Raw genomic sequence first — 24,325 nt, 5'->3', positions numbered from 1 at the left:
TTTGGTTTTTGGTTGCTAGAATTCCACGGTGGCGAGCGCCGCCTCGGCTTGCGCGAACAGCCTTGCCTCGTCGAGCCCCGGGAACTCTCCCCGTGCCCAGACGATGCGGCCGTTGATCATCGTCATGTCGGTCGGCGCGCCGATGCCTACCTTGGCCAGCAGGCTCAGCGGATCGTGCCGCGTGCCGACATAGTCCATGCGCCGCGTGTCGATGGCGAACAGGTCGGCGGCCATGCCAAGCGACAGCCTGCCGATGTCGCTGCGCCCGAGCAGCGCCGCGCCCCCGGTCGTTGCATAGCCGAGAAAATCGCCAGGCGGCGGAACCGGGTGGTCACGTGTCGACGCCGACAGGCATTGCAGCATGTAGGCGGAATGGATGCAGTGCATCAGGTTGGAATTGTCATTCGAGGCTGCACCGTCGCAACCCAGCCCCACTCTGAGCCCGAGGGCCGACATCGCCGGTATGTCGGTGATTTCGGCGCCGACGAGATAGACCGGCTCCGGGCAGTGCGCGACGCCGGTGCCAGTGGCAGCCAACTTGCGCAGTTCGTCATGGGTCAGCTCCCAGCAATGGGCATAGAAGGCATCCGACCCGCAGAAACCTATCTCCGCGCAATAGTCCACCGTGCGCAGGCCGTGGCGGGCTTGCATCACCGGGCTTTCGCCTTCGCCGACATGGGTGTGCATGCGCACCTTGCGGTCGCGCGCCAGGGTCACCGATTCCACGAATGTCTCGCGATAGCAGTTGACCGGCTGGCACGGCGCGACGACGACCTGGCGCATGCTGAACCTACCGTCATCGTGATAGGTATCGATCAGCCGGGCGCAGTCGGCGATGAACTCGTCCGTCGTTTCCAGCATGGCGTCGGGAATGGTCGAGCCTTCCGACTTCGGCAGCGTGTTGCCGCCACGTCCGGCATGGAAGCGCATGCCAAGCAGTTCGGCCGCCTCGAACTGCCGGTCGATGAGCCTTTTGCCGGCATGCCGCGGAAAGCAATACTGATGGTCGAAGGCCGTGGTGCAGCCGTGCTTTATCAACTCCGCCATGGCCGTGACCGATGCGTGGTAGAAGCACTCCTCGTTCAGCCGAGAAAAGATGGGATAGATGCGGTCGAGCCATTCGATGACCGACAGCTTCGTCCAGTCCAGGTCGGCGCGGTTGCGCACGAAACACTGGAAGAAGTGGTGATGGGTGTCGACGAGGCCAGGATAGACGAACCAACCGGTGGCGTCGTGGGCGACGGTCCCGACAGGCAGTTCCCCTTTGTCCAGGCCCTCGCCGATGGCCCGTACAGCCGCGCCGTCGGTCAACACGTCGACGTTGCGGCGGATGCGCGGACCGTTGCCATCGTCCACGATCACCGCGGCGCAGTTCTTCAACAAATAGCCCGCCACGTCAGGCCTCGCCTACTTCAGGGACGGGCTCGGGCTTGAGCTCGTGCAGCCGATGGATGCCGGGCATCTCGATGAAACCCTCGATGGCGCGGATCGCCCGCGACCAGAGCCGGATCGCGGGATAGGGATCGAGCGAAACGCCCCCGTCGGGCGCCAGCGCCACATAGGGAAAACAGGCGATGTCCGCGACCGTCGGCCGGTCCAATGCGAGGAAGCGCTGGCCGCGGATACTCTGTTCTACGAGACCAGCTTCCAATTCGCGCAGGGCCGCCGTTCCCTGTCCCTGAAGGGCATCGATGTTGCCCGGGCGCAGCAGCATCTCGTGCAGGCGCGCCGCCCCCAGGCTTGCGGTCAGCCGATGCGAGAAAGAAATCCACTGCTGGACGCGCGCCGCATGCATGGCAGTATCGTTGCCCAACCATTGCGGTGCCGCCGTCGCGGCAAGGTAGACAAGCATGGCCGAAGATTCGGTCAGGACGAGGTCGCCGTCCTCGAGGATCGGGATCGAACCCGCCGGATTTAGTGTCATGAGTTCCGGACCGCGATGCTCGGCGCCGGGATGAAAATCGACGGGCCGGATGCTGAGCTTCACTCCTGCCAGCGCGGCCATCAGGCGCACCTTGTAGCAGCTTGGCGACAACACGTAATCGTAGAGCTTCATTGCGCCACCAGTTGCGCGCCGTAGGTGTAGCCATGGCGCTTCAGCCAGCGCCGGTAGGCAACCGAAGTCAGGTCGGCTCGCGTGGGTATCTCCATGCCGGGGTCGAGCGGCAGCAGCCCTGGTATCTGGTTTTCGAGGATCGACCGGTCCTGGACAAAGATCGTCTGCTGGAAATGGATCAGGTCTGTCATCGGCGTCTCGTCGTCGAACAGCGCCATCCATGGCCACACGTTACACAGGTCTTCGGCAAGCGGCTGCACGAAAAGCGTAATGACGTCCCATTCGCCCGGGCGCGGCGGGCAGGTCTTGTAGAGGATTGAGCAGGTCGGCGCGGGCACGCGATACATATATTCCGTCGTTATGCCGCCTTCCGCCGATTTGGCGGCCTGCGGCTGGTAGAACTTCACCTGGGTCGCCCAAACCTCGTCTTCGTCCTCCCGGATCTCGACCTTGTAGTTCTGGACCTCTGTGTGCGGTTCGGAGCCCAATATATCGGTATGGACGAACGGAAAATGAGCAATGTCCAGGAAGTTCTCCACGGCGCGCAATGGCGAGCAGCGCACGCGAACCACCCCGACATCGACGAGCCGGCGGCCGGGCTGATCGGCCTCGGGGATCGCAAACAGCGGCTTTTGCGGATCACCGAGCGATGACCAGACATGACCATAGCGGATGCAGGCCGGCAGCGCGCGTTCGTTGCGGCCCGTGACCTTCGCGTTTCCGTCTTCGCCGCGCCTCACCACGATCGGCTCGCCCATCAGGGCCGTCTTGCATCCATGCACATCAAGCTGGCTGGCGAGGCCGACCGGATACCATTCGTCGATCATCGCGTTACGGGTCATTGGGCGATCCCGCTGCGCGAAATATGCTCGGCCGCCCGTCGCAGCGCCTCGGCGGCCCTCGACGCGGCGATACGCTGGGTCGGATTGCTGTCTTCGTCCACCAGAACATGCATCAGCGTCCGCGCTTGCCCTTCGGGGACTAGCAGCAGCTGGACGGTCTGGGCATTGTGCGTGTAGTCGAGCAGGCCTGCGGCGGACTTTGTGCCCGCGGCCGCCTCCAGCGCCGCGATGTCCGTTTCCGCCATCATCGAGCGCAGGGGGGCAAGGCCGTCGAACCGCGGCGGCCCGGCGGCGGGTTCGCCAGCGGAAATCCATATGATACCGTCGCCCTCCTCAACGGGCTGCATCGCGACACGAATCGTGTCCGGCGGCGTCAGTCCCGGATGGGCCGGGATGCGCAGGCAGTTTCCCTCCTGGGCATAGCTCCAGCCGTGATAAATGCAGGACAGGGTCTCACCGCGCACGAAGCCGTGGGAAAGGCGCATGCCGCGATGGGGGCATCTGTCGGCAAAGGCCGCCGCACGGCCGGAGCGGCTTCGCCAAAGGGCAACTGGTCCGGCTGGCGATTGCGCCGGCATTACGGTTCCCGCCGGCAAGTCCGCAGAGAGGGCAATAGGCATCCATGAGCCGGTCGGATAAGGCGGCATACATCAACTTTCAAACAACACCAGTATCTTCCCGCGCGCAGCTTCGCGGTCAAGGATATGCTAATAGACCGGGTTACGTTTGCACAACATTTCCTCACTGGCAACAATGCCCAAAAAAGGTGCATGGTGCCTTTGGCGGGCAGAGGCCGCAGGCCGGAAACTAGGCCGATTCGCTCTCGATCGGCGCCCGGCGGATGGCTTCGACCCAGACATCGATTGGTCCAAGAGAGCACCCCATCTCCATCATGTCGATGAGCTCGGCCGGACCGGCAATGTCGAGTTCGATGCGGTCGGGACCGGCAACGCATATTGCCTGCGCGAGCCCGAGCTTGGCGGCGTGACGCTCGATCCACGGAAGGAAGGATGCCGCCTCGACATCGCCGAGGATCGTCATGCGCTCTCGCCACGAATAGCGATTTTGCTCGCTCATAGAACCTCGGCACTGAAACAGATTAATCATATACCTATCTACATTGTGCTCAATCGCTGAAGCACCTTTGGGCGCGAGTAGGGGAAGCGGCGGCAATGGCGCCGTTTCGATGGCTGCAGCCGCTTATCAACTAAAGTGACATTGGTTCAGTCAGCGCATTGATTAAATCAGATATCCCGATATACAAGATAATTTCGGGTACAGATTTTAGCGTAGACTGGCAAATCAATGAGTCGCAATTTTCTAGTGATCGAGCCTGAGGAGGGCATCGCCGTCCTCAAGGGGCTGGCCTCTTTGGCACGCATCTCCATGCTGAAACTGCTGCATGAGAAGGGGCCGATGAATGTCAACGACATCGCTGCCGTGCTGTCGCTGCCGCAATCGACGGTCTCGACCAATATCCAGGTGCTCGAGGATGCGGGCCTGATCCGCACCGAGAACCAGAAGGCGAAGAAAGGCAGCCAGAAGATCTGCTATCCGACCGCCGAGGAAGTGCTCGTGGTGTTCAAGAGCGAGTATCGCGCGGTCAAGAACAATGCCATCGAAGTGTCGATGCCGATCGGGCTCTACACCGGGTTCGAGGTGACGGCGCCCTGCGGCCTGTGTTCTCCGGACGGCATCATCGGCCTGCTCGACGTGCCGAACACTTTCCTCGATCCGGACCGTATGAAAGCCGGGCTTTTGTGGTTCACGCGCGGCTTTGTCGAATACCAGTTCCCCAACAATGCGAAGCTCGCCAATGCCGAGATCACCGAGCTCGAAGTGGTGATGGAACTGTCCTCGGAAGTGCCGGGCACCAGCGCCGACTGGCCCTCCGACATCACGCTGACGATCAATGGCGTCGATGTCGGTACCTGGACGTCGCCCGGCGATTTCGGCGACAAGCGCGGCGTCTTCACGCCCGCCTGGTGGAAGCTCAAGGGCTCGCAATATGGCAAGCTGAAGAACTGGCGAATTTCCACCGACGGCACCTATGTCGACGGCGTCAGGATTTCCGAAACCAGCCTCGCCGCGCTCGATCTCAAGGGCCATCATTCAATCCGCATCCGCATCGGCGTCAAGGACGACGCCAAGCGCCCGGGTGGAATTAACATTTTCGGCAAGGGATTTGGAAATTACGATCAGGACATCCTGCTCAGGATCAAAACCGGTTGATATCATCAAACCGGGTTTCGAAGATAGCGCAGCAATTTCAGCCGCTTGCTTCTATTGACAGCCAATGCCTCCGTTCAATTGTCAGACATTTGGCTGTTTTTGACTTGACGAATAGCCGTTGCTTCCCTTTGATATCGAACAAGATGATTTAAATCATAATTTGTGATATATGGGAGGAATGCATGAAGGCAGCCGTCACGGCGCATCCGCACTATGTTGTCTCGAAAATCGATCCGAGGCTCTATGGATCCTTTATCGAGCATCTCGGGCGTGCGGTTTACACCGGCATCTATGAGCCGGGGCACCCGACGGCAGATGCCAATGGCATGCGTCAGGACGTCATCGATCTGGTCAGGGAACTCAATGTTCCGATCGTCCGCTATCCCGGCGGCAATTTCGTGTCCGCCTACAATTGGGAAGACGGCATCGGCCCCAAGCAAGAGCGCCCGGTGCGCCTCGACCTCGCCTGGCACACATCGGAAAGCAACGAAGTCGGTCTGCATGAATTTGCCGACTGGTGCGCCTCCGCCAACACCGAGATGATGCTTGCCGTCAATCTCGGTTCGCGTGGCCTCGATGAGGCCCGCAACTTTCTCGAATACGCCAATCATCCCGGCGGCAGCGAATGGAGCGACAGGCGCATCGCCAACGGCCGCAAGGAGCCCTTCGACGTCAAGCTCTGGTGTCTCGGCAACGAAATGGACGGCCCCTGGCAGATCGGCCACAAGACCGCCGACGAGTACGGCCGCCTGGCCCACGAGACCGCCAAGGCGATGCGCGCCTTCTCCAAGTCGCTGCAACTCGTGGTCTGCGGCTCTTCCAATGCCAGGATGCCGACCTATCCCGAGTGGGAAGCGACGGTTCTCGACCACACCTACAACGAGGTCGACTACATCTCGCTGCACATGTATTTCGACAACGAAGCCAATGATGCGCCGAACTACCTCGCCATGAGCGAGAAGCTCGACGATTACATCGTCGCGGTCTCAGGCGTCATCGACTACATCAAGGCCAAGAAGCGCTCCAGCAAGCAGGTCTACATCTCGTTCGACGAATGGAACGTCTGGTACCATTCCAAAGAGCAGGACAAGAAGATCCTCGGCGGCAATGATGGCTGGCCCTTTGCCCCGCCACTGCTCGAAGACATCTACAATTTCGAGGACGTGCTGCAAGTCGGCCTGATCCTCAACACCTTCATCCGCCGTTCCGACGTGGTCAAGATCGCGTGCATGGCGCAGCTGGTCAACGTCATTGCGCCGATCATGACCGTTCCCAATGGCCCGGCATGGCGCCAGACGATCTACTATCCCTATCTCTATGCGTCGATCTACGGCCGCGGCAATGCGCTGGATCTCAAGGTGGAAAGCCCGACCTACAAGTCCACCGTCGCGGGCGACGTTTCCTATGTCGACGTCACCGGCGTGCATGACACGCAAACTGGGCATGTCACCTTCTTCGCCGTCAACCGCCATTCGAGCGCGGCAATCGAAACCGTGATCGACATCAATGGCTTCGGCGCGGCCGATATCGTCGATCACCAGGTCATGACGCATGCGGATCTGAAAGCCGTCAATTCGGCCGGGAACCCCGGCAATGTCGGCCCCAGGAAGGGGGAGGGCGCCTCAGTGGCTGGCGGCAAGCTCCGCCTGTCGCTGCCGGCCTATTCCTACCAGATGATCCGCCTGAAGCTCTGACTTCAGGCGATCATCGGAAAGTGCATGCGCCGAGGAGGAGCGTCGACGTGACAGCCGATATCGAGATCAGGAATGTGAGCAAGCATTTCGGTGCCATGTCGGTGCTGGAGGACCTGTCGCTTTCCATCAAGGCACGCGAATTCATCGTGTTCCTTGGACCGTCCGGCTGTGGGAAGTCGACGCTGCTGCGCATGATCGCCGGCCTCGAAACCGTCGACAGCGGCGAGATCGCCATCAACAACGAACGCATCGATCATCTGCCGCCGGGCAAGCGCGGCATTGCCATGGTGTTCCAGTCCTACGCGCTCTATCCGCATATGAGCGTGCGCGACAACATGGCCTTCGGGCTTGAGAATATCGGCATGTCGCGCGAGGTCATCGATGCGCGGATCAACGAAGCCGCCCGCATCCTCGAAATGCCGCATCTGCTCGAGCGCAAACCTGGCCAGCTCTCGGGCGGCCAGCGCCAGCGTGTCGCCATCGGCCGTGCGATCGTCAAGGAACCGAAGGCCTTCCTGTTCGACGAGCCGCTCTCCAATCTCGATGCGGCTCTGCGCACCCGCACCCGTCTCGAACTTGCCCAGCTTCACCAACGCCTGCAATCGACGATGATCTTCGTCACCCACGATCAGGTCGAGGCGATGACGCTCGCCGACCGCATCGTCGTCATGAACAACCGCAGGATCGAGCAGATCGGCTCTCCGATGGAGATCTACGAACGCCCCGCGACCAAGTTCGTCGCCGGCTTCGTCGGCGCCCCGGCGATGAATTTCATCGAGGCGACGCTCGACAGATCGGGCGGCAACGCCGCGGCCAAATTCGCCGACGGCATATCGGTCCAGACCGGGATCGACTCCAGCCAGTTGGCCGATGGCAAGTACAGCTTCGGCATCCGTTCGGAGGATGTCCGCATCGTTACCGCCGGACAGGGCAATGCCGACGGCGTGGTCGATGTGCTGGAGCGGCTCGGCGAACGCACCCTGGTCTACGCACGGCTGGGTGACGGCCGGCAGATCGTCGGCTCCGATGCCGGTAACAGCCGCGTCGCGGTCGGCCACAAGGTCGGGCTCGCGTTCGACGGCCAGAAATCACATCTGTTCAACGAGACCGGCCGCGCCTGGCACGCGAGGGAGGCCTGATATGGCTGACCGGCTGACGATACCGCAGACCGCGACGCCGGCCGCGAGCGCCAGGGCGCCAAGCATCGATATCTATGCGCCACAATGGCGAAACTTCATGTTCGTCGCACCATTCCTGTTCTTCTTCACGACGCTGCTCGTCTTCCCGCTCCTCTGGGGAATGTGGCTGAGCTTCCACAAGGCCGACACCTTCTCGTCCGGAAATTTTGTCGGGCTCGGCAACTATGTCAGGTTGTTCCACGACAAAGTGTTCCTGCAATCGGTCTGGAACACCTTCTACTTCGTGCTCCTGACGGTGCCGACGCTGGCGCTGATAGGCCTTTTTCTGGCACTTTGCCTCAACCGCCGCACCCGTACTGCAGCAGTGCTGCGGACCCTGTTCTTTTCCTCCTCCGTGCTGTCGGTCACCATCGTCACACTGATCTGGCGCATCGTGTTCATTCCGAATGTCGGTCTGCTGTCGACGATCTACGGATGGTTCGGCGCCACCGCTCCGGCTTTCATTTCCGATCCCAGCCTTGCGATGATCGGCATCGCCATTGCCACCATCTGGTGGTGCATCGGCCTGCCGATGATGCTCTTTCTCTCGGCCCTGCAGCAAATCCCGCAGGATATTTACGAAGCAGCAGCGCTGGACAATGCCAATCGCTGGCAGACGCTGCGCTCGATTACGCTGCCGTCGATCAAGCGCACCTTCATCCTGGTGATCATTGTCCAGATCGTGCTGCAATTTCAGCTGTTCGGCCAAGCTTGGCTGATGACACGCGGCGGCCCGAACAACCTGACCAAGCCGATCGTGCTCTACATCTACGATACCGCATTCCGGCGCTGGGATCTGGGCTTGGGTGCCGCGGCATCGGAGGTCCTGTTCATCCTCATTCTGATCGCGGCCATGGCCCAGTATCTCGTCACGCGCAACAGGGCGGATCAGGCATGAGAGCGCCAGCCATTTCCACCAAGGGACGTGCATTTGGCGACCGCGTGTTGTTGGCTCTCGTCATCCTGCTTTCGATCGTCATGATCGCGCCGGTGCTGTGGGTGATAGGCCTGTCGCTGAAGGAAAATGTCGAGCTGATGGCCGATCCCAATTCGGTCTTTCACGCGCCCTATACGCTCAAGAACTACCTCAATACCATTGGCACCTCGTCGGTATTCGTCTGGGTGCTCAACAGCATCATCGTCTCGGGCGGATTGACACTTGGCACGCTGGTTTTGTCGTCGCTCGCCGGCTACGGTTTTGCACGGCTGAACTTCCCCGGCCGAAACATCCTGTTCGTCATCGTGCTGTTCGGCCTGGCGGTTCCCGAACAGGCCGTGCTTGTCGCCCGCCACCAGATCTTCAGCATATTGAAATTCCACAACACCTATCACGGGCTCGTCCTCCCCGGCCTGTCGGCTTCGTTCGGCGTCTTCCTGATGACCCAATATTTCAAGGCCATCCCGAAGGAGCTGGACGAAGCCGCCTTGCTGGACAATGCCAGCCGGTTCAGGATTTTCTGGAAGGTGCTGCTGCCGCTCACGGTGCCTGCACAGGCAACGCTCGGCATCTTCACCTTCCTCGGCGCGTGGAACGACTATCTGTGGCCGCTGATCTCGGCGACCAAGAAAGACATGTACACGCTGACCGTTGGCATGGCCTCGACGCAGACCAATTTCGCCCAGTCCGAAGGCATCGGTTTCCTGATGGCGCAGGCGGTGTTCGCCGGCGCGCCGATCCTGATCGTCTACCTGTTTTTCCAGAAATACATCGTCACGGCCGTCTCCGGCGCTGCGGTGCGATGACGGGATTGCCTCACGGCGAGGGAGTGCGCCGCGGCGATGGAAAGCATGACGCCAATCCAGGGTGGAGTGGCGGAAATTCAGTAGGAGGAACTGACATGAATATGAAGAGAATGCTATTTGCCGCGGTCTCCGCGGGGGCAATGATGCTGGCCAGCCCGAGCCTGGCGGCGACGGAACTGACCGTGCAGCGCTTCTTCGGTGCCTGCGATGCCGATTTCGGCACCAACACCGATGTCACCAAGGCTGTCGGCGAATGCGGCATCATCACTTCGCTGATCAACAAGTTCAATGCTGACAATCCCGATGTGCACGTCAACGTCTCCACCGTGGAATGGCCGGGCTATGACCAACTGACGGCGCAGTTCGCTTCGGGCGATGCTCCCGACATCGTCACGATCCATGAATCGGCGCTTTCCGACTACCAGTCCAAGGGCCTGCTGATGCCCCTCGACGATCTCTTGAAATCCGTCGGCGTCACGCCTGACGCCTTTACCGATGCAGCGCGTGAAGGCGCCACGAAGGACGGCAAGATCTACGGCTTGCCGATCGACAGTTGGACGATGCTCTATCACATCAACATGGATCTCTTCAAACAAGCCGGCCTCGTCAATGCCGACGGCACCCCGATGCTTCCGAAGTCGCCCGAGGAACTGCTCGCCCAGGCCGAACAGTTCAAGCAGAAGACCGGCAAGCCCTACTTCGTCCAGAACCTGGCCAATGAGACCGCACTCTACACGCGCAATCTCTACACCTATCTCTTCCAGCAGGATTCCGACTTCTTTGCCGACCCGAAGCATGTGAAATTGAACACGCCGGAGGCCAAGAAGGTCGTGGAGATGTACAAGGCGATCTTCGACAAGGGCTACACCACCAAGGACCTCGACTACGGCGGCGCGATCAATGCTTTCCTTGCAGGTGACGGTGGCGTCCAGCTCAACGGCACCTGGGTTGTCGGCGACAACAACGCCCAGTCGGAAACCAAGGGCACGGCGCTCAACAAGGGCGGCTATGCGGTCTACCCGTATCCGCAGCTGTTTGGCGGCGCCCATGCGCAATATGCCGACGGCCACACCTGGGCAGTCTCGCAGAAGGACCGCACGCCTGAACAAACCGCGGCCATCGGCAAGTTCCTGAAGTTCTTCGCCGACAACGACTTCGAATGGTCGCGCACCGGCCACCTGCCGGCATACAAGGCCATCATCACCTCTGACGCCTTCAAGGCGCTGCCGCATCGCAACACGATCGCCGCCGTCGCCGATCTCGGCAGGCCGCTGCCGTCAGCGGTGCAGCGCCAGTTTGCGATCCAGGACATTGTCGGCGAAGAGATGAGTGCCGCAATCACTGGCCAGAAAGACGTCGACGCCGCGCTTGCCGACATGGAAAGCCGCGTCAACGAATTGCTCGCCAACATTTGACCGCGGAGGCGAATGCACCGCTCCACCCCACGGCTGGAAACAGTCATGGGGTGGAGCGAGCAGTCCCCCTTGTCCACGCAGGGCCATTCCAGCCTTCCGAAAGCGCCGCGCAATGAGATGCAGCCAGCACGCTGGCGCCAAGGACGCGTTGCGATGCCCGAACTGACGGAGACAAAAGCTCGTTGAATTCTACGAGGTCGGATTGCCTTGCTACTCGGCCCATGCCGCGATCCATTCCGCGATCGCCTCGGGGCCTCGATGTGTGGGAAGTGACCGACGTCGGGGACGACCTCCATCGCGTGCCGGGCGGCGAACCGATGTCGGTCGTCGACCTGCGCGGGGAGGATGCAGCCGTCGAGGGGCTGAGACATGCGGCGCGTCGCCCCAAGCATGCCGGGTCGCAGGATCGCCCGGTAGTACTTTAGAGGCGCCGGCATACTCGCCCGCAGGTGCTCGTGTAGCTCCGCCCATCGCACACCGTCGGAAGGGAGATCGCGCGCTGGTCGGCATAGTGTGAGGTGGCGACCGACATCAATTCTATCCCAGGATTGTTTTCATGGTGGCCCGCTGCATTGAACGTGGCGTCAGGCGATTTGAAAATGCAACGATGTTGTTCATGAACCCGGCAACCACGGACGCTTTCCCTTGTGACAGCGCTCGGAGGCCGATTTCGGCGACAGGACGGGGCTTCATCGTCAGAAGGCGCAGCATGGGCGAGACGGGAGCGCCGGCCGCCGCATCGAAGCCCGTTTCGGTGTGTCCTGGGCAAAGACTGGTGACGACCACCCCTTGCGGACGAAGTTCGTCGTGCAGAGCTTCTCCAAAAGCCAGCACATAAGACTTCGTCGCTGCGTAAGCAGCAAAGGTGGGAACAGGCTGGAGCGCCAAGAGACTCGCAATGAGAAGGATCTGCCCGGATCCCCGGGCTGCCATGGCCCGCCCGAAAACATAGCTTAGTTCGGTGAGCGCCGTGATGTTGAGCTGAATCATATCGGTGGTGCGCTCAAGTGGCGTTTCTAGAAATTCGCCATGCAACCCGTATCCGGCATTGTTCACCAGAATGTCGATCTGTAATGCCCTCTCATCCAGGCTTTTTTTCAAACCGGCCGCGGCGCCAGGCGCGGCAAGATCGATTGGCTCCACAAGAATATCGACGCCGTATTTTCGGCGAAGGTCGACGGCGAGGTTTTCCATTGGCTCCTTTCGCCGGGCTGCGAGCACGAGATTGACCTTCTGCGCTGCCAGAAGTTCAGCGAATTCGAGACCAAGGCCGCTTGATGCGCCTGTGATCAAGGCCCGTTTTCCCGGCGCGCCGTCCAACCTTCCAACAGAGGAGGTTTGTGTTTTCGTATCAGCAGCGTGTTGCATCTGTTCTCCTATCAATTGAGGGGGAGCCTACGGCGATGCTGGCTCGCCTTTGGCATTGCTTTCGTGTGAAGAAATTCGGAAGTCTCGCCGCAGCAGGACAGTCGTCGGATTGCCAAGCGGTGCGCGGTAAAATTTCAATCACCGGTCACTCCGGTGCTCGCGCCGGTCTGATCATCCCGTCCAGCGCCTGAACAAGGCGCTGGCGTTCACACCGCCGAAACCGAAGCCATTGGAGATTGCATACTCCATCTCCAATGGCCGGGCCTCGTTTGCGACGAAGTCGATGCCGTCGGCGGCCGGATCGGGAGCGCTCAAATTGAGTGTCGGCGGTGCCACCTGGTCCCTGATCGCCAGGATCGAGAAGATGGCACCAAGCCCGCCGGCCGCGCCAAGCAGGTGTCCGGTCGCGGATTTCGTTGCGCTGACGGCTATCGCGAAATCGCGCCCGAATACGCTCTTGATCGCTTCGATCTCACCCAGGTCGCCGACTTGCGTGGAGGTCGCATGCGCATTGAGATGACGAACCTCGCGCGCCGAAATCCCTGCTTGCGCAATCGCGATGTCCATGGCCCGGCGCGCGCCGTCGCCGTCCTCAGGCCCGGAGGTGACGTGGTGGGCATCCGCCGTCGTGCCGTAGCCGACGAGCTCGGCGAGCGGCGTTGCACCGCGCGCCAGAGCGTGGCTCAACGCCTCGATGACCAGCACGCCGGCGCCTTCGCCCATGACGAAGCCGTCCCGCGACATGTCGAAGGGACGCGAGGCTTGAGCCGGCGCCCAATTGAAGCCGGTTGAAAGGGAGCGTGCGGCAGCAAACCCACCGAGACTGACGATGTTCATGCATGCTTCCGTGCCGCCGCACACGGCAATATCAGCCTCGTTCGCGCGGATGAGACGGGCCGCGTCGCCGATCGCCTGGATACCGGCCGCGCACGCCGTCACCGGCGCGCCGAGCGGACCTTTGAAGCCATGACGGATCGAGATGTGGCCCGCTGCGAGGTTCACCAGGAAGGAGGGCACAGTAAAGGGCGACAGGCGGCGGGCGCCACGCAGGTCGACCGTGCGCACCGCCTCGGTGATGGCGGGGAACCCGCCGACCCCTGAAGCGATGATCGTTGCTGTACGCAGGCGATCCGTTTCCAAGGCAGGCTTCCATTTCGCCTGCGCAAGCGCCTCTTCCGCCGCCGCCAGCGCAAAGACAATGAACCGATCTACCTTGCGCTGATCCTTCGCGGACAAGATGACATCAGGATCGAAGCCGGCTTCAGGGTCCTCTTCCCGGGAAAGAACTGTTCCGCCGATCTTCGCCGGCAGGCTTTCCACCACTTCGTCAGGAAGCCTGCGGATGCCCGAACGACCGGCCAGGAGGCGCGACCATGACGCTTCGACATTGGCAGCAAGGGGCGTGACCGCCCCCATGCCGGTGACAACAATCCGTCGCATCTATTCTCCTATCACTTGGGTGCGCGGACAGCGCTGCCAACGCCGTTCAAGCGGCGACTGCTTCGCGAACCTGATCGGTTGCCGCATCCAGAAAGCTCTGCGCGAGGTTGGGGTCGTTGACGACCCGCGAGACGAGCACCGCGCCGACCATCGTCGAGAGAATGGCCATGGCCTTGCCGCTGGCTTCCTCGCCGTCGGCTTCGCCAACCCAACCGCTGAGCATCTCGAGGTATTCCCTGATCCCGGCCTCGAATGACGCCTTCACCTCGGCGCCCTGTCTGGCAGCATCCGAGCCAAGCGCAACGACCGGGCAGCCGTCCATCCTTTCTTCGCGATGTCCCTTGCTGAGGTAAAAGTCGATCACCGCGCCAAGCGGATCCTCGGGTTTCGCCGCGACCGCAGCCGACCATCGGTTGGTGGCGCTCGCCATTGCACGCCTGGATGCCTGCGCTGCCAGATCGTCCTTTGATTCGAATTGCTTGTAAAAGGCGCCCTGCGTCAGCCCGGCACCCTTCATCAGATCCTTGAGGCCGATGCCGTCAAAGCCGCGCTCGCGGAAAAGGCGGCTTGCCACATTGATGACGGCCTCGCGGTTTTCTGCGGCTTGAATTCGGCTCACTCGCATGATCGCTCTCCTTTTTTGATTGCGTTCGTAATCTATAACCGATATAGAAGTCGAACGCAATCTATTTTGAGATGAGGCGACGAGCGTGAAAAAGAGAACCGTTATCGTATTGGGATCGACCCTGATGGCGATGTCATGGGCGGCGGCATTCGCCACGTTTGCTACTCCTGCGCACGATGCTCCTTTGGTGACTGACCCAAGGCAAGAAGCGCCTTTCGTCAGACTTGTGTCGGCAGCGCCGGTCACCGGATCAGAACGTGGCTTCACCGGCATCATCGGGGCGAGGGTGCAGAGCAATCTCGGCTTCCGAGTTCCAGGCAAGATCGTGGAACGGTTGGTGGACGTCGGTCAGGAGGTTAAAGCCGGTCAGCCGCTCATGCGGATTGACGATACCGATCTGCGCCTTGCGCTTTCGGCGAAACGCAATGCCGTTGCGGCAGCGCGTGCAACAGTCGCTCAAACACAGCCGGATGAACGGCGATACGCCAGCTTGCTTGGCAGTGGATGGGTTACGCCGCAGCGCTACGAGCAGGCGAAGGCTGCGATGGATACAGCCCAAGCGCAACTTTCCGCCGCCGAAGCCGACGCACGGGTCGCCGAGAACGAGGCGGCCTACGCAGTTCTGTTGGCGGACGTGGATGGGACGGTGGTTGAAACGCTTGGCGAGCCGGGGCAGGTCGTTGCAGCCGGCCAGCCAGTGATCCGGACCGCCAAGGCAGGCCCGCGCGAAGCAGTTGTCGCGCTTCCCGAAACGATCAGGCCGGCGATCGGCTCGGCAGCCGAGGCCAGCGTGTATGGTGGCGATGAGCGTCGCTACTCAGCGCATCTGCGGCAGTTGTCGGACTCCGCCGATGCCCAGACCCGCACCTATGAGGCGCGCTATGTGCTCGACGGCGAGGCTGCCGCGGCACCGCTTGGCGCGACGGTAACCATTCGGCTCGCAAGCCAGGTGAAACAGCCAGAGGTCCAGGTGCCACTGGGAGCCGTGCTTGATGACGGCCGCAAGACCGGTGTTTGGGTGTTGGACAGCGCCACCTCAACCGTACACTTTCAGGCCGTCCAGCTTGTTCGCGTAACCAGCGAAACCGCTGTGATCTCCGGATTGAACTCCAACGTTCCCATTGTGTCGCTCGGCGCTCACCTCCTGCAGGAAGGCGCTCTCGTCAGGACTGAGTCCGAAAGCGGGAGCAAGTGATGAGCTTCAATCTTTCCGCGCTCGCCGTTCGCGAACGCGCCGTCACCCTGTTCTTCATCCTCTTGTTGGTGGCCGCCGGCGCCTACGCCTTCCTCATGCTCGGCCGGGCCGAGGACCCGAACTTCACCATCAAGACCCTGACGGTCACGACGGCATGGCCGGGCGCGACGGCCCGCGAGATGCAGGACCTTGTCGCCGAGCCGTTGGAGAAGCGGCTTCAGGAGCTCACCTGGTACGACCGGGTCGAGACCACCACGCGGCCGGGCTACGCCTATATGACGGTCACGCTGAAGGACAGCACACCGCCATCCGCCGTGCAGGAAGAATTTTACCAGGCCCGCAAGAAGCTGGGGGATGAAGCCCGCAACCTGCCGCCCGGCGTCTACGGCCCCTTCGTGAACGATGAATATTCGGATGTGAGCTTCGCCCTTTATGCGCTGAAGGCCAAAGGCATGCCCATGCGGGAACTGGCGAGGCAAGCCGAGGTGATCCGCCAGGACCTCTTGCACGTGCCCGGCGTCAAGAAGATCAACATCCTTGGTGAACGTCCCGAACAGATATTCGTCGAGTTTTCCTACGCCAAACTGGCAACCCTCGGCGTGTCGGCACAGGACATCGTCGCTGCCCTGCAGCGGCAGAACACTGTCACGCCCGCAGGCTCAATCGACACCCTGGGGCCGAGGCTCTTCATTCGGGTCGACGGCGGCTATGACAGCGTTCAGGCGATCGCGGACACGCCGATTGTCGCTGGGGGGCGGACGCTGAAGCTCTCCGACATTGCCGAGGTCAGCCGCGGCTACGAAGACCCTCCCACATATCTCATCCGGCGTCAGGGCGAGCCCACCATTATGCTTGCAGCCGTTATGCAGGAAGGCTGGGATGGTCGCGCGCTCGGCAAGGCGCTGGAAGACAAGACTGCCACGATCGCACAGGCACTGCCGCTCGGTATGACGCTCGACAAGGTAAGCGACCAGGCCGTCAACATCACTTCGGCGGTCGACGAATTCATGTTGAAGTTCGCGATGGCGCTCGGTGTCGTGCTGCTGATCAGCCTGCTCAGCATGGGCTGGCGCGTCGGCATCGTGGTGGCCGCGGCAGTTCCGCTGACACTTGCGGTGGTCTTTGTCATCATGCTGGAGACCGGCCGGTTCTTCGATCGCATCACGCTGGGAGCCCTTATCCTGTCGCTCGGTCTCCTCGTCGATGACGCCATCATCGCCATCGAGGTGATGGTGGTGAAGATGGAAGAGGGCATGGATCGCATCAAAGCGGCCGCCTATGCATGGAGCCACACTGCGGCGCCCATGCTGTCGGGTACGCTTATAACGATCGCGGGCTTCCTGCCGGTGGGGTTCGCCCGCTCGTCGGCCGGCGAATATGCCGGCAACATCTTCTGGGTCGTGGGATTCGCCCTCATCGTCTCCTGGATCGTCGCGGTGGTCTTTACACCCTATTTGGGCGTCAAGATGCTGCCAGCGATCAAACCGATCCCGGGTGGGCACCACGCGATCTACGGCACGCCGAACTATCAACGCCTGAGACGACTCATCACCTTTGCAGTGCGCCACAAGTTCGTGACCTGCGCAGTGGTCGGCATCGCCTTCCTGCTCTCCGGTGTAGGCATGGGCGCTGTGAAGCAACAGTTCTTTCCGACTTCGGATCGCCCTGAAGTGCTGGTGGAGGTTCGTCTGCCGGAGGGGACCAGCATCGAGACGACGACCGCTGCGGTCGAGAAGCTAGAACATTGGCTGGACAGCCAGCCCGAGGCCAAGATCGTCACGAGCTACGTCGGTCAGGGCGCTCCGCGCTTCTTCTTCGCCATGGCTCCGGAACTACCTGATCCTGCTTTCGCCAAGATCGTCGTGCTGACCCCCGACGCCGAGGCGCGTGAGGCGTTGAAGCAACGGCTCCGAGAGGCAGTAGCGCAGGGGCTTGCGCCCGAGGCGTATGTCCGCGTTACGCAGCTCGTGTTCGGCCCCTACACGCCGTTCCCGGTCGAATTCCGGGTCATGGGTCCCGATACCACACAACTTTACAGCATTTCCGAAAGGGCCCTCGACATCATGCGGGGGGTGCCGGACGTGCGGCAGCCCAACCGCGACTGGGGCAATCGCACGCCTGTTCTTCGCTTTGTCCCGGATCAGGATCGCTTGAACCTCCTCGGCCTCTCGTCGGCTGAAGTGAGCCAGCAACTGCAATTCCTTCTTACCGGCATCCCCGTCACAGAGGTGCGCGAGGACATCCGCAATGTCCCTATCGTGGCACGCAGCGCCGGCAACGAACGGCTGGATCCGACGCGGCTGGCGGATTTCTCCCTGATGAGCCGTGACGGTCGGCAGGTTCCCCTCGACCAGATCGGCCATTCCGAAATTCGCATGGAGGAGCCGATCCTGAAGCGCCGCGACCGTATGCCCGTCCTCACGATCCGCTCGGACATCAACGAAGCGACCCAACCCCCTGAGGTCTCCCAGCAGATCATGACTGCGCTTCAGCCGCTGATCGCCTCCCTTCCAGCCGGTTATCGCATCGAGCTGGGTGGATCGATCGAGGAAGCCGGCAAGGCCAACGCGGCCCTGGGCAAGGTCTTTCCGCTCATGATCGCCATCACGCTGATCGTCATCATGTTCCAGGTCCGCTCCTTCTCGATGATGGCAATGGTGTTGCTGACGGCGCCACTTGGTCTTGTCGGCGCCGTGCCGACATTGCTCGCCTTCAACCAGCCCTTCGGGTTCAACGCTATCCTGGGGTTGATCGGCCTCGCCGGCATCCTCATGCGCAACACACTGATTCTGACCGAACAGATCAAGGAGAACCGCGCGGGCGGCCTAGACGCCTACCACGCTGTCATCGAGGCCACAGTGCAACGCACGCGGCCCGTCATTTTGACCGCCCTCGCGGCCGTGCTGGCCTTCATCCCCCTCACGCACTCAGTCTTTTGGGGATCGATGGCCTACACGCTGATCGGCGGCACGGCAGTTGGCACGGTCTTGATCCTGCTGTTCCTTCCCGCGCTCTATACGGCGTGGTTTCGGATAAAGCCGACTACGGATGAGATCCCGACTACAAATGAGATCTATGAGGTTTCGACGAAGCAACCGGAACTACGAACAGCGATGGCAGCGGAGTAGGAGGCCTGGATGCTTCTTGCCGCCCTGGGTCGCATTCACTTCGTCGCGCAGGGAGTTCGACAACGACCACATGGCGGCCTTCGATGCGCCGTAGGCGCCGCCGCCACTGAGCCAGGATAGGACCGAGAGCAGGTTGACGATTGCGCCGCCACCGTTGGCCGCCAGGATCGGTGCGAACGCTTCGCGACGCGAAGCGGGCCATAGACGTTGACGTCGAACATCTCGGCGACACCGTCGAAACCACCGGTCAACAGGGGCTCCGGCACCAGGGTGCCGGCGTTGTTGACAACGATGTCCACGTCGGTCGCGATTTTCGCCAAATCCGAGATTGCCTGAAGCCCATCGGCACGATGGCGAATTTCTCAATGTCGTAGAATTCGTCGCTGGTCACTTCAAGCCAGCTGCGCAGGCGGTCGCCCGAGGCATCGGTGAAAGGCATGCCCGACAGGTGCACCTTGGTTCCTCGCGCATGGCTGGCGATCAGGATGCGGGCGCTGGATGATGGCCGCAGCATCGGCCGCGGCTCATGCGGCAGCGGTTTGCCTACGGGATTTTCGACGCAGATGCGGCAGGCCCGAACCGTCGCTGCAAAACTGTTCAGTTCCACGCTCAAGCGGCGGCACTCGGTCGGCTGGAGATCGCCTGATGCCAGCGCAGCACATTGGTGTATTCCTCCGGCACCTTGATGCGTGCCGGCTTCATGAAGTCGACCGCGATCAGGCCGGTGATATCGGCAATCGAATAGCTGTCGCCGGCGACGAATTCCCGGCACGCCAGCTCGTCGTCGAGGATTTTCAGGAATGCGACCGCCTTCGGTTTGTTGGCCTCGCCCCATTCGGGGATCTGCGGAATTTCCAATTCCTTCATGGCCGGATGGATATGGCGAAAGGCCTGCGCGACGGAACTGAGCAGGTTGAACTCCATCCGCCTCTGCCACATCTCGACCTGCGCCTTGCCCAGCGCGCCACGCCCGAACAGGGCGGGCTCGGGGTGCAACTCCTCGAAATAGCGGCAGATGGCGACGGATTCGGTGATTTGGTGCCGTCGTCAAGCTCCAGCACTGGCAGGCGTTGCAAAGGATTGCGCGAGCTGACCGTCTGGCTCTTGTGCTCCAGCGCGCCCATGTCGACCGACACCAAAGGAACCGCGATCCCCTTCTCGGCAAGGAAAACGCGAACCCGCCGCGGATTGGGCGCCCGGTCGCTGTCGTAGAGTTTCATTCGATTCTCCCTTTTCCTTCCCAGCCAATGCTGGTTTCGCGGCCCCGCAGGCGGCAGCGGCGGAATAGTCAGAGCCATCGGCGAACCTCGGCCTTGTAGCGGCGGTAGTCGTCGCCGAACTTCGCTTCGAGATAGCGCTCCTCGCGGGCGATCACCTGCGTCTGGATCGCGATCAGCACCAACGGGAGCAAGGTGAAGGCGATCGGCCCGTCGAAGCCGATCGCAAGGCCGGCATAGATAAGCGCCATTCCGAGATACATGGGATTGCGGGTCCACCGATAGGGACCGGTCGTTGCGATGAGGGTCGTTGGCTGCGACGGCGGAACGTTGGTGCCCAGGCGCCGGAACAGCCCCGCCGCCGCAAGCATCATCGCCGCGCCGGCAACGAACAGCAGCGCGCCCGTCGCGACCAGCAACCACCAGTCGATGCCGAAAGAGCGGAGGGCGACGAACCGCTCCGCCGCCAGTCCCAACAGCAGCGCTCTCAGATAGAGGAAGGGCGGAGGGAAGCGCACACCCGCGCTGTCCGGTTCGACGGCCATGCTCATCCTCCAATCTGTGTCTTCTCAAACCAGCATCGACTGCTGGGCGGAGATACCCGCCGTCGCGCCGTGCGATGTTGCCGTGGTGACCGAGGCCATGGCTGGGTTGGCGAGGTCGCCGGCGGCGTAGATGCCGGGCGTGCTGGTTTCGCGGCGCTCGTCGACCTTGAGGGCGATGCCGAGGGGCGTGTCGACCGTGGCGAGTCCCAGTGATTCATGCAGGCTTGCGGACGGCTTGTTGCGCGGATGCGCGAACAAGATATCGACAGCGACATTGGGGGCGGTATCGAGCTTGACGGTGGCACTATGGCCCCCGTGACGGGCGATTTCGGTGATCCGGCCATCAACGACAGGTATGTTGCGGCGCGCCAGATCGGCCCGGATATCGGGGGCAATGTCGTGACCATCGGCGAAGACCGTCAACGTGTCGGTCCAATCGTGGTACAGCCTGACATAATTGTGCGACGGCGGGCCGGACCAGACGAGGCCCCAATGATAGCCGGCGACTTCAAAGCCATCGCAATAGGGGCAGGGCACAATGGATGTGCCCCAGCTTTCGGCAAAGCCCGGAACATCAGGCATCTGGTCGGCAACGCCATAGCTCAGGATCAGGCGGCGCGCGCCAAGGCTTTCGCCATCGCCAGTGAGGACGGAGAAATCGTCGATGGCGCCGGAGATGCTGTCGGCCCGGGCATTGACCAGCCTGACCGTGGGATAACGCGCCAGCTGCTGCCGCGCCTCGGCCAGGATGTCCAGCGGTGGCTTGTGATCGTGGCCAAGCAGACCATGCGAGTGGCCGGCGAAGCGATTGCGCGGCAGGCCGGTATCGAGAACGGTGACCTTGCGGCGGGCACGGCCGAGCTGCAGGGCGGCGGCGAGGCCGGCAAAGCTGCCGCCGATGATGATGACGTCATCCATGGTGATGGGCTCCGTGTTGTGGATGGAGGGGTTGGGCTGGGCCTGGCGCGAAATACCGTCCAACGGTACGCGCTCGAGACGGGCAGCGAGCAGAGCTTCGGCATCGACGAGAAAGTCGCCCATCACTGTGTTGACCGGCCGGACGATGCCGCATTCGATATCGCCGGCGGCCCGGGGAAACTTGATTTGGAGGACACCTACGCATTGGCTTGCACCTTTTAGATACTATATGGTATCGTAAATCAAGAATTAAGATACTGTCAAGGACTGGAATTATCGTGACCGAAAACAGCCAGGCTCGGCGCGGCCGGCCCGCCAACGAGGCGCTTGGCCAAACGATAGTCGACGCCGCGTGCGAACTCTTTGTGGAATTGGGTTTTCAAGCGACGACATTGGACAAGGTCGCCCAGCGAGCGAGGATATCCAAGCTCAGCATTTATCGGCACTTCGAGAACAAGGAGGCGCTGTTCGGCGCGGCCATCGCGGCCCACTGCCATCAGTTTGCACCACAGGCTCTTATTGAAGGCGTCGACGGTTCGGCCGAAGATCAGCTCATCGCGGTGGGAACATCCCTGCTTCGCACGCTGTTGAGCCCGGACGTCCGCAGTGTCGAAGCCATGATCATGGCCGACAAGACGAATCAAAAGTCGTTAAGCAAGCTCCATTACGAAGCCGGCCCCGCCTATGTCATCGCCCAAATCGAGGCCCTGTTGCGTCAGTTGCACGCGAAGGCGGTTCTGAACGTGCCCGATCCTCTCCGGTCCGCCCGCTTGTTTGCCGCGCTTATCAAAGGATCCGATCTCTTGATTATCGCACGCTTCGATCAGGCGAGAGCAGAGGACGACAACGAAATAGAATCCTATTGCCGGTCCGCCGTCGCCATGTTCGTCGCCGCACACGGTGGGAACGACCACGCGGGCGGATAGCCTGGTTAAGAACGGATCAGAACAATGGATATGGCATGACAGAGAAAAATGTTTATCAGGTAGCCGACTGGAAAGGCCAAAGCGGGGAGCGCTGGGTCACTTACCAGGCCCGGCTCGATGCCATGATGGCGGTGTTCGGCCAGGCCGCGATCGAAGCCGCCGCGCCCGCCATGGGCGAACGCGTGCTGGACGTCGGCTGCGGCGCGGGGGCGTCTAGTCTGGATCTGGCCGCCCGCGTCGGCGCGGGGGGCTATGTGCTAGGCGTGGACATATCCGAACCGCTGATCGGCAGAGCGCGCGCTAGCGCCGCAGGATACGCCGGCAGTGTTCCAGGTGGCCGACGCCAGCAGCACCGAATTGCCCCAGGGCGCGTTCGACATACTGTTCTCGCGCTTCGGAGTGATGTTCTTTGACGATCCTACGGCGGCCTTCACTCATATGCGCCGTGCGCTCAAGCCGGGCGCGCGGGTCGCTTTCGTCTGCTGGCGCGGCATGGCCGAGAACGATTGGGTGCGCTTGCCGATGGGCGCAATGAAGGGCATCCTCCCGCCGATGACGCCGCCCGGTCCCGAAGCGCCCGGCCCGTTCTCGTTTGGCGACCAGGGGCGGGTGGCGCGTATTCTAACGGTGGCTGGCTTCACCGATGTCGCTATCGCGCCCTTCGATGCCTCCATCCCGTTCGGCAAGGGGGAGACGCGGGACGCGGCGCTCGACGACGCGGTGAAGATGACACTCGAGGTCGGCCCGCTGGCGCGCTCTCTCGCTGATCAGCCCGACGATATCCGCGCCTCGGCTGCGGTTCGTGCCGTCTTCGCGGGCTGCCCCGGCGAGCGGTCGGTGATGATCGATGGCGCGGCGTGGATCGTCACCGCCCGCAATCCGGCAAGCTGACAGGGATTAACAGGGGTACAGGCTCTGATCGCCGCAAAGCGCTCCGAGCGCAACCCGGAAATGCGGCCAGCGGTGCGGCGGCCATTCAACCTGGAAAGATAGTGAAACCGCCATCGACGCGGATGACCTGCCCGTTGATGAAGCGCGCGCGCGGACCGGCTAGGAAGGCCACCGCCTCGGCGATCTCTTCCGGCTCCGCATACCGGTTCAGCGATTTCCTGCTCGAATCCATGCGCTCCGGATCGACCACGCGGGTCGCCTGGAACCGTGCCGTCTTGGTGGCGCCGGGGCTGACCGCATTGATGCGCACGCCGTCGTCGATCAGTTCCTTGGCGAGGCAGCGCGTGTAATGCACGACCGCGGCCTTCAACGTCGAGTAGACGACCTCGGGCGAGCAGCCGAGGTGTGCCGCCGCCGACGCGATGTTGATCACGGAGCCGCCGCCACGCTGCTTCATCGGCGGCACGAAAGCCTGGCAGACCAGCATCGTGCCGATCAGATTGTTCTCGGTGAGCACGCGGATGTCGTCCAGTTCGATGTCGAGGGCGTTGTTCGGGTTCGGCTTGCCGCCCTTGGCGCCGATATCGCCGCCGGCGCAATTGACCAGCACATGCACGTCGCCGAGATCGGCCTCGATCTTGCGCTTCATCTCGGCCACCGCCTTCTTGTCGCCAATGTTGCCGGTCACCGACGTGACCTTCGTCCCATGCCGTTTCAGGCGCTCGACCACCTCGCCGAGATTGGCGAATTCGCCGTATTTGGCCGGCGCTGTTTCGTCCATGTCGTGGATCGCGACATTAGCGCCGAGTTCCGCCAGGCGCTCGGCCATCACTCGACCGAGGCCACGGCCGGAGCCGGTGACAAAGGCGGTCAATCCATCGAGTTCACGTGTCGTCATCGGATTATTCTCCA

General features: G+C 61.9%; 22 protein-coding genes and 2 pseudogenes. 10 read left to right on the top strand and 14 right to left on the bottom strand.

Going from position 1 to position 24,325, the window contains the following annotated elements:
* Positions 1 to 15 precede the first annotated feature (15 nt).
* From AC1D10_RS09795 to AC1D10_RS09775, 5 genes are all read right to left on the bottom strand, one after another.
* On the bottom strand, positions 16 to 1,395 hold the full coding sequence (locus AC1D10_RS09795; RefSeq protein WP_477271047.1) for an amidohydrolase: 1,380 nt from the start codon (positions 1,393 to 1,395) through the stop codon (positions 16 to 18).
* 1 nt (position 1,396) lies between these two features.
* Complete coding sequence (locus AC1D10_RS09790) at positions 1,397 to 2,056, bottom strand: glutathione S-transferase family protein (protein WP_477271045.1); 660 nt, start codon at positions 2,054 to 2,056, stop codon at positions 1,397 to 1,399.
* The gene (locus AC1D10_RS09785) at positions 2,053 to 2,898 is read right to left on the bottom strand and encodes an aromatic ring-hydroxylating dioxygenase subunit alpha (protein ID WP_477271043.1); all 846 of its coding nucleotides are present in this window, start codon (positions 2,896 to 2,898) and stop codon (positions 2,053 to 2,055) included. Before AC1D10_RS09785 ends, AC1D10_RS09790 begins: the two co-directional genes overlap by 4 nt.
* Positions 2,895 to 3,545 carry an aromatic ring-hydroxylating oxygenase subunit alpha gene (locus AC1D10_RS09780; RefSeq protein ID WP_477271041.1) on the bottom strand — a complete coding sequence of 217 codons (651 nt, stop codon included), beginning with the start codon at positions 3,543 to 3,545 and terminating at the stop codon, positions 2,895 to 2,897. Before AC1D10_RS09780 ends, AC1D10_RS09785 begins: the two co-directional genes overlap by 4 nt.
* Positions 3,546 to 3,705: 160 nt before the next feature.
* The gene (locus AC1D10_RS09775; RefSeq protein WP_353019029.1) at positions 3,706 to 3,975 is read right to left on the bottom strand and encodes an acylphosphatase; all 270 of its coding nucleotides are present in this window, start codon (positions 3,973 to 3,975) and stop codon (positions 3,706 to 3,708) included.
* A 228-nt stretch (positions 3,976 to 4,203) separates the two neighbouring features.
* Between AC1D10_RS09775 and AC1D10_RS09770 the strand changes: the two genes are divergently transcribed.
* The 6 genes from AC1D10_RS09770 to AC1D10_RS09745 all read left to right on the top strand — a co-directional run bounded on the left by AC1D10_RS09770 (position 4,204) and on the right by AC1D10_RS09745 (position 11,160).
* Positions 4,204 to 5,130 carry an ArsR/SmtB family transcription factor gene (locus tag AC1D10_RS09770; protein WP_477271038.1) on the top strand — a complete coding sequence of 309 codons (927 nt, stop codon included), beginning with the start codon at positions 4,204 to 4,206 and terminating at the stop codon, positions 5,128 to 5,130.
* A gap of 182 nt (positions 5,131 to 5,312) precedes the next feature.
* The gene (arfA, locus tag AC1D10_RS09765) at positions 5,313 to 6,824 is read left to right on the top strand and encodes an arabinosylfuranosidase ArfA (RefSeq protein ID WP_477271036.1); all 1,512 of its coding nucleotides are present in this window, start codon (positions 5,313 to 5,315) and stop codon (positions 6,822 to 6,824) included.
* A gap of 47 nt (positions 6,825 to 6,871) precedes the next feature.
* The gene (locus tag AC1D10_RS09760; RefSeq protein ID WP_477271034.1) at positions 6,872 to 7,963 is read left to right on the top strand and encodes an ABC transporter ATP-binding protein; all 1,092 of its coding nucleotides are present in this window, start codon (positions 6,872 to 6,874) and stop codon (positions 7,961 to 7,963) included.
* A 1-nt stretch (position 7,964) separates the two neighbouring features.
* Positions 7,965 to 8,900: a carbohydrate ABC transporter permease gene (locus tag AC1D10_RS09755; protein ID WP_477271032.1), complete on the top strand. Its 936-nt coding sequence runs from the start codon at positions 7,965 to 7,967 to the stop codon at positions 8,898 to 8,900.
* Positions 8,897 to 9,745, top strand: a complete 849-nt coding sequence (locus AC1D10_RS09750; RefSeq protein WP_477271030.1) for a carbohydrate ABC transporter permease — start codon at positions 8,897 to 8,899, stop codon at positions 9,743 to 9,745. The genes AC1D10_RS09755 and AC1D10_RS09750 overlap by 4 nt, the downstream gene beginning before the upstream one ends.
* Before the next feature lie 101 nt (positions 9,746 to 9,846).
* On the top strand, positions 9,847 to 11,160 hold the full coding sequence (locus AC1D10_RS09745) for an ABC transporter substrate-binding protein (protein WP_477272058.1): 1,314 nt from the start codon (positions 9,847 to 9,849) through the stop codon (positions 11,158 to 11,160).
* A 537-nt stretch (positions 11,161 to 11,697) separates the two neighbouring features.
* Here the strand turns inward: AC1D10_RS09745 and AC1D10_RS09740 are convergent.
* The 3 genes from AC1D10_RS09740 to AC1D10_RS09730 all read right to left on the bottom strand — a co-directional run bounded on the left by AC1D10_RS09740 (position 11,698) and on the right by AC1D10_RS09730 (position 14,593).
* Positions 11,698 to 12,528: an SDR family NAD(P)-dependent oxidoreductase gene (locus tag AC1D10_RS09740; RefSeq protein ID WP_477271028.1), complete on the bottom strand. Its 831-nt coding sequence runs from the start codon at positions 12,526 to 12,528 to the stop codon at positions 11,698 to 11,700.
* Between the two features lie 171 nt (positions 12,529 to 12,699).
* Positions 12,700 to 13,968, bottom strand: coding sequence for a beta-ketoacyl-ACP synthase II (gene fabF / locus AC1D10_RS09735; RefSeq protein ID WP_477271026.1), 1,269 nt, complete (start codon positions 13,966 to 13,968; stop codon positions 12,700 to 12,702).
* A 46-nt stretch (positions 13,969 to 14,014) separates the two neighbouring features.
* Positions 14,015 to 14,593 carry a TetR/AcrR family transcriptional regulator gene (locus AC1D10_RS09730; RefSeq protein ID WP_477272056.1) on the bottom strand — a complete coding sequence of 193 codons (579 nt, stop codon included), beginning with the start codon at positions 14,591 to 14,593 and terminating at the stop codon, positions 14,015 to 14,017.
* A 130-nt stretch (positions 14,594 to 14,723) separates the two neighbouring features.
* Here AC1D10_RS09730 and AC1D10_RS09725 point away from each other — a divergent pair, with 130 nt between their 5' ends.
* Positions 14,724 to 15,788, top strand: coding sequence for an efflux RND transporter periplasmic adaptor subunit (locus AC1D10_RS09725; protein WP_477272054.1), 1,065 nt, complete (start codon positions 14,724 to 14,726; stop codon positions 15,786 to 15,788).
* A complete protein-coding gene (locus AC1D10_RS09720) occupies positions 15,788 to 18,916 on the top strand; it encodes an efflux RND transporter permease subunit (RefSeq protein ID WP_477271024.1) in 3,129 nt (1,042 codons plus the stop codon). The genes AC1D10_RS09725 and AC1D10_RS09720 overlap by 1 nt, the downstream gene beginning before the upstream one ends.
* On the opposite strand, the gene AC1D10_RS09715 is transcribed toward AC1D10_RS09720, so the two are convergent.
* From AC1D10_RS09715 to AC1D10_RS09695, 5 genes and pseudogenes are all read right to left on the bottom strand, one after another.
* On the bottom strand, positions 18,890 to 19,282 hold the full coding sequence (locus AC1D10_RS09715; protein ID WP_477271022.1) for an SDR family NAD(P)-dependent oxidoreductase: 393 nt from the start codon (positions 19,280 to 19,282) through the stop codon (positions 18,890 to 18,892). The two genes, AC1D10_RS09720 and AC1D10_RS09715, sit on opposite strands and share 27 nt — an antisense overlap.
* Positions 19,164 to 19,586 (bottom strand): uracil-DNA glycosylase family protein, encoded by a 423-nt coding sequence (locus AC1D10_RS09710; RefSeq protein ID WP_477272052.1) that lies wholly within the window; start codon positions 19,584 to 19,586, stop codon positions 19,164 to 19,166. Before AC1D10_RS09710 ends, AC1D10_RS09715 begins: the two co-directional genes overlap by 119 nt.
* Positions 19,526 to 20,136, bottom strand: a pseudogene (locus AC1D10_RS09705) (glutathione S-transferase). Before AC1D10_RS09705 ends, AC1D10_RS09710 begins: the two are co-directional and overlap by 61 nt.
* 68 nt (positions 20,137 to 20,204) lie before the next feature.
* Positions 20,205 to 20,678 carry a methyltransferase family protein gene (locus AC1D10_RS09700; RefSeq protein WP_477271020.1) on the bottom strand — a complete coding sequence of 158 codons (474 nt, stop codon included), beginning with the start codon at positions 20,676 to 20,678 and terminating at the stop codon, positions 20,205 to 20,207.
* Between the two features lie 24 nt (positions 20,679 to 20,702).
* Positions 20,703 to 21,596 carry an NAD(P)/FAD-dependent oxidoreductase gene (locus tag AC1D10_RS09695; RefSeq protein WP_477272050.1) on the bottom strand — a complete coding sequence of 298 codons (894 nt, stop codon included), beginning with the start codon at positions 21,594 to 21,596 and terminating at the stop codon, positions 20,703 to 20,705.
* Between the two features lie 278 nt (positions 21,597 to 21,874).
* On the opposite strand from AC1D10_RS09695, the gene AC1D10_RS09690 reads away from it, so the two are divergent.
* Both AC1D10_RS09690 and AC1D10_RS09685 read left to right on the top strand, forming a co-directional pair.
* Complete coding sequence (locus tag AC1D10_RS09690; protein ID WP_477271018.1) at positions 21,875 to 22,522, top strand: TetR/AcrR family transcriptional regulator; 648 nt, start codon at positions 21,875 to 21,877, stop codon at positions 22,520 to 22,522.
* Between the two features lie 35 nt (positions 22,523 to 22,557).
* Positions 22,558 to 23,413 (top strand): annotated as a pseudogene (locus AC1D10_RS09685) (class I SAM-dependent methyltransferase).
* A gap of 85 nt (positions 23,414 to 23,498) precedes the next feature.
* Here AC1D10_RS09685 and AC1D10_RS09680 read toward each other — a convergent pair.
* Entirely contained in the window at positions 23,499 to 24,311 is an 813-nt protein-coding gene (locus AC1D10_RS09680; protein ID WP_477271016.1) for an SDR family NAD(P)-dependent oxidoreductase, read from the bottom strand.
* Positions 24,312 to 24,325 lie beyond the last annotated feature (14 nt).

It is taken from the genome of Mesorhizobium sp. P2_A8 (assembly GCF_056404935.1).
Note: the sequence above shows the minus strand (reverse complement) of the source record. Positions and strands in the feature narration are given on the sequence as shown.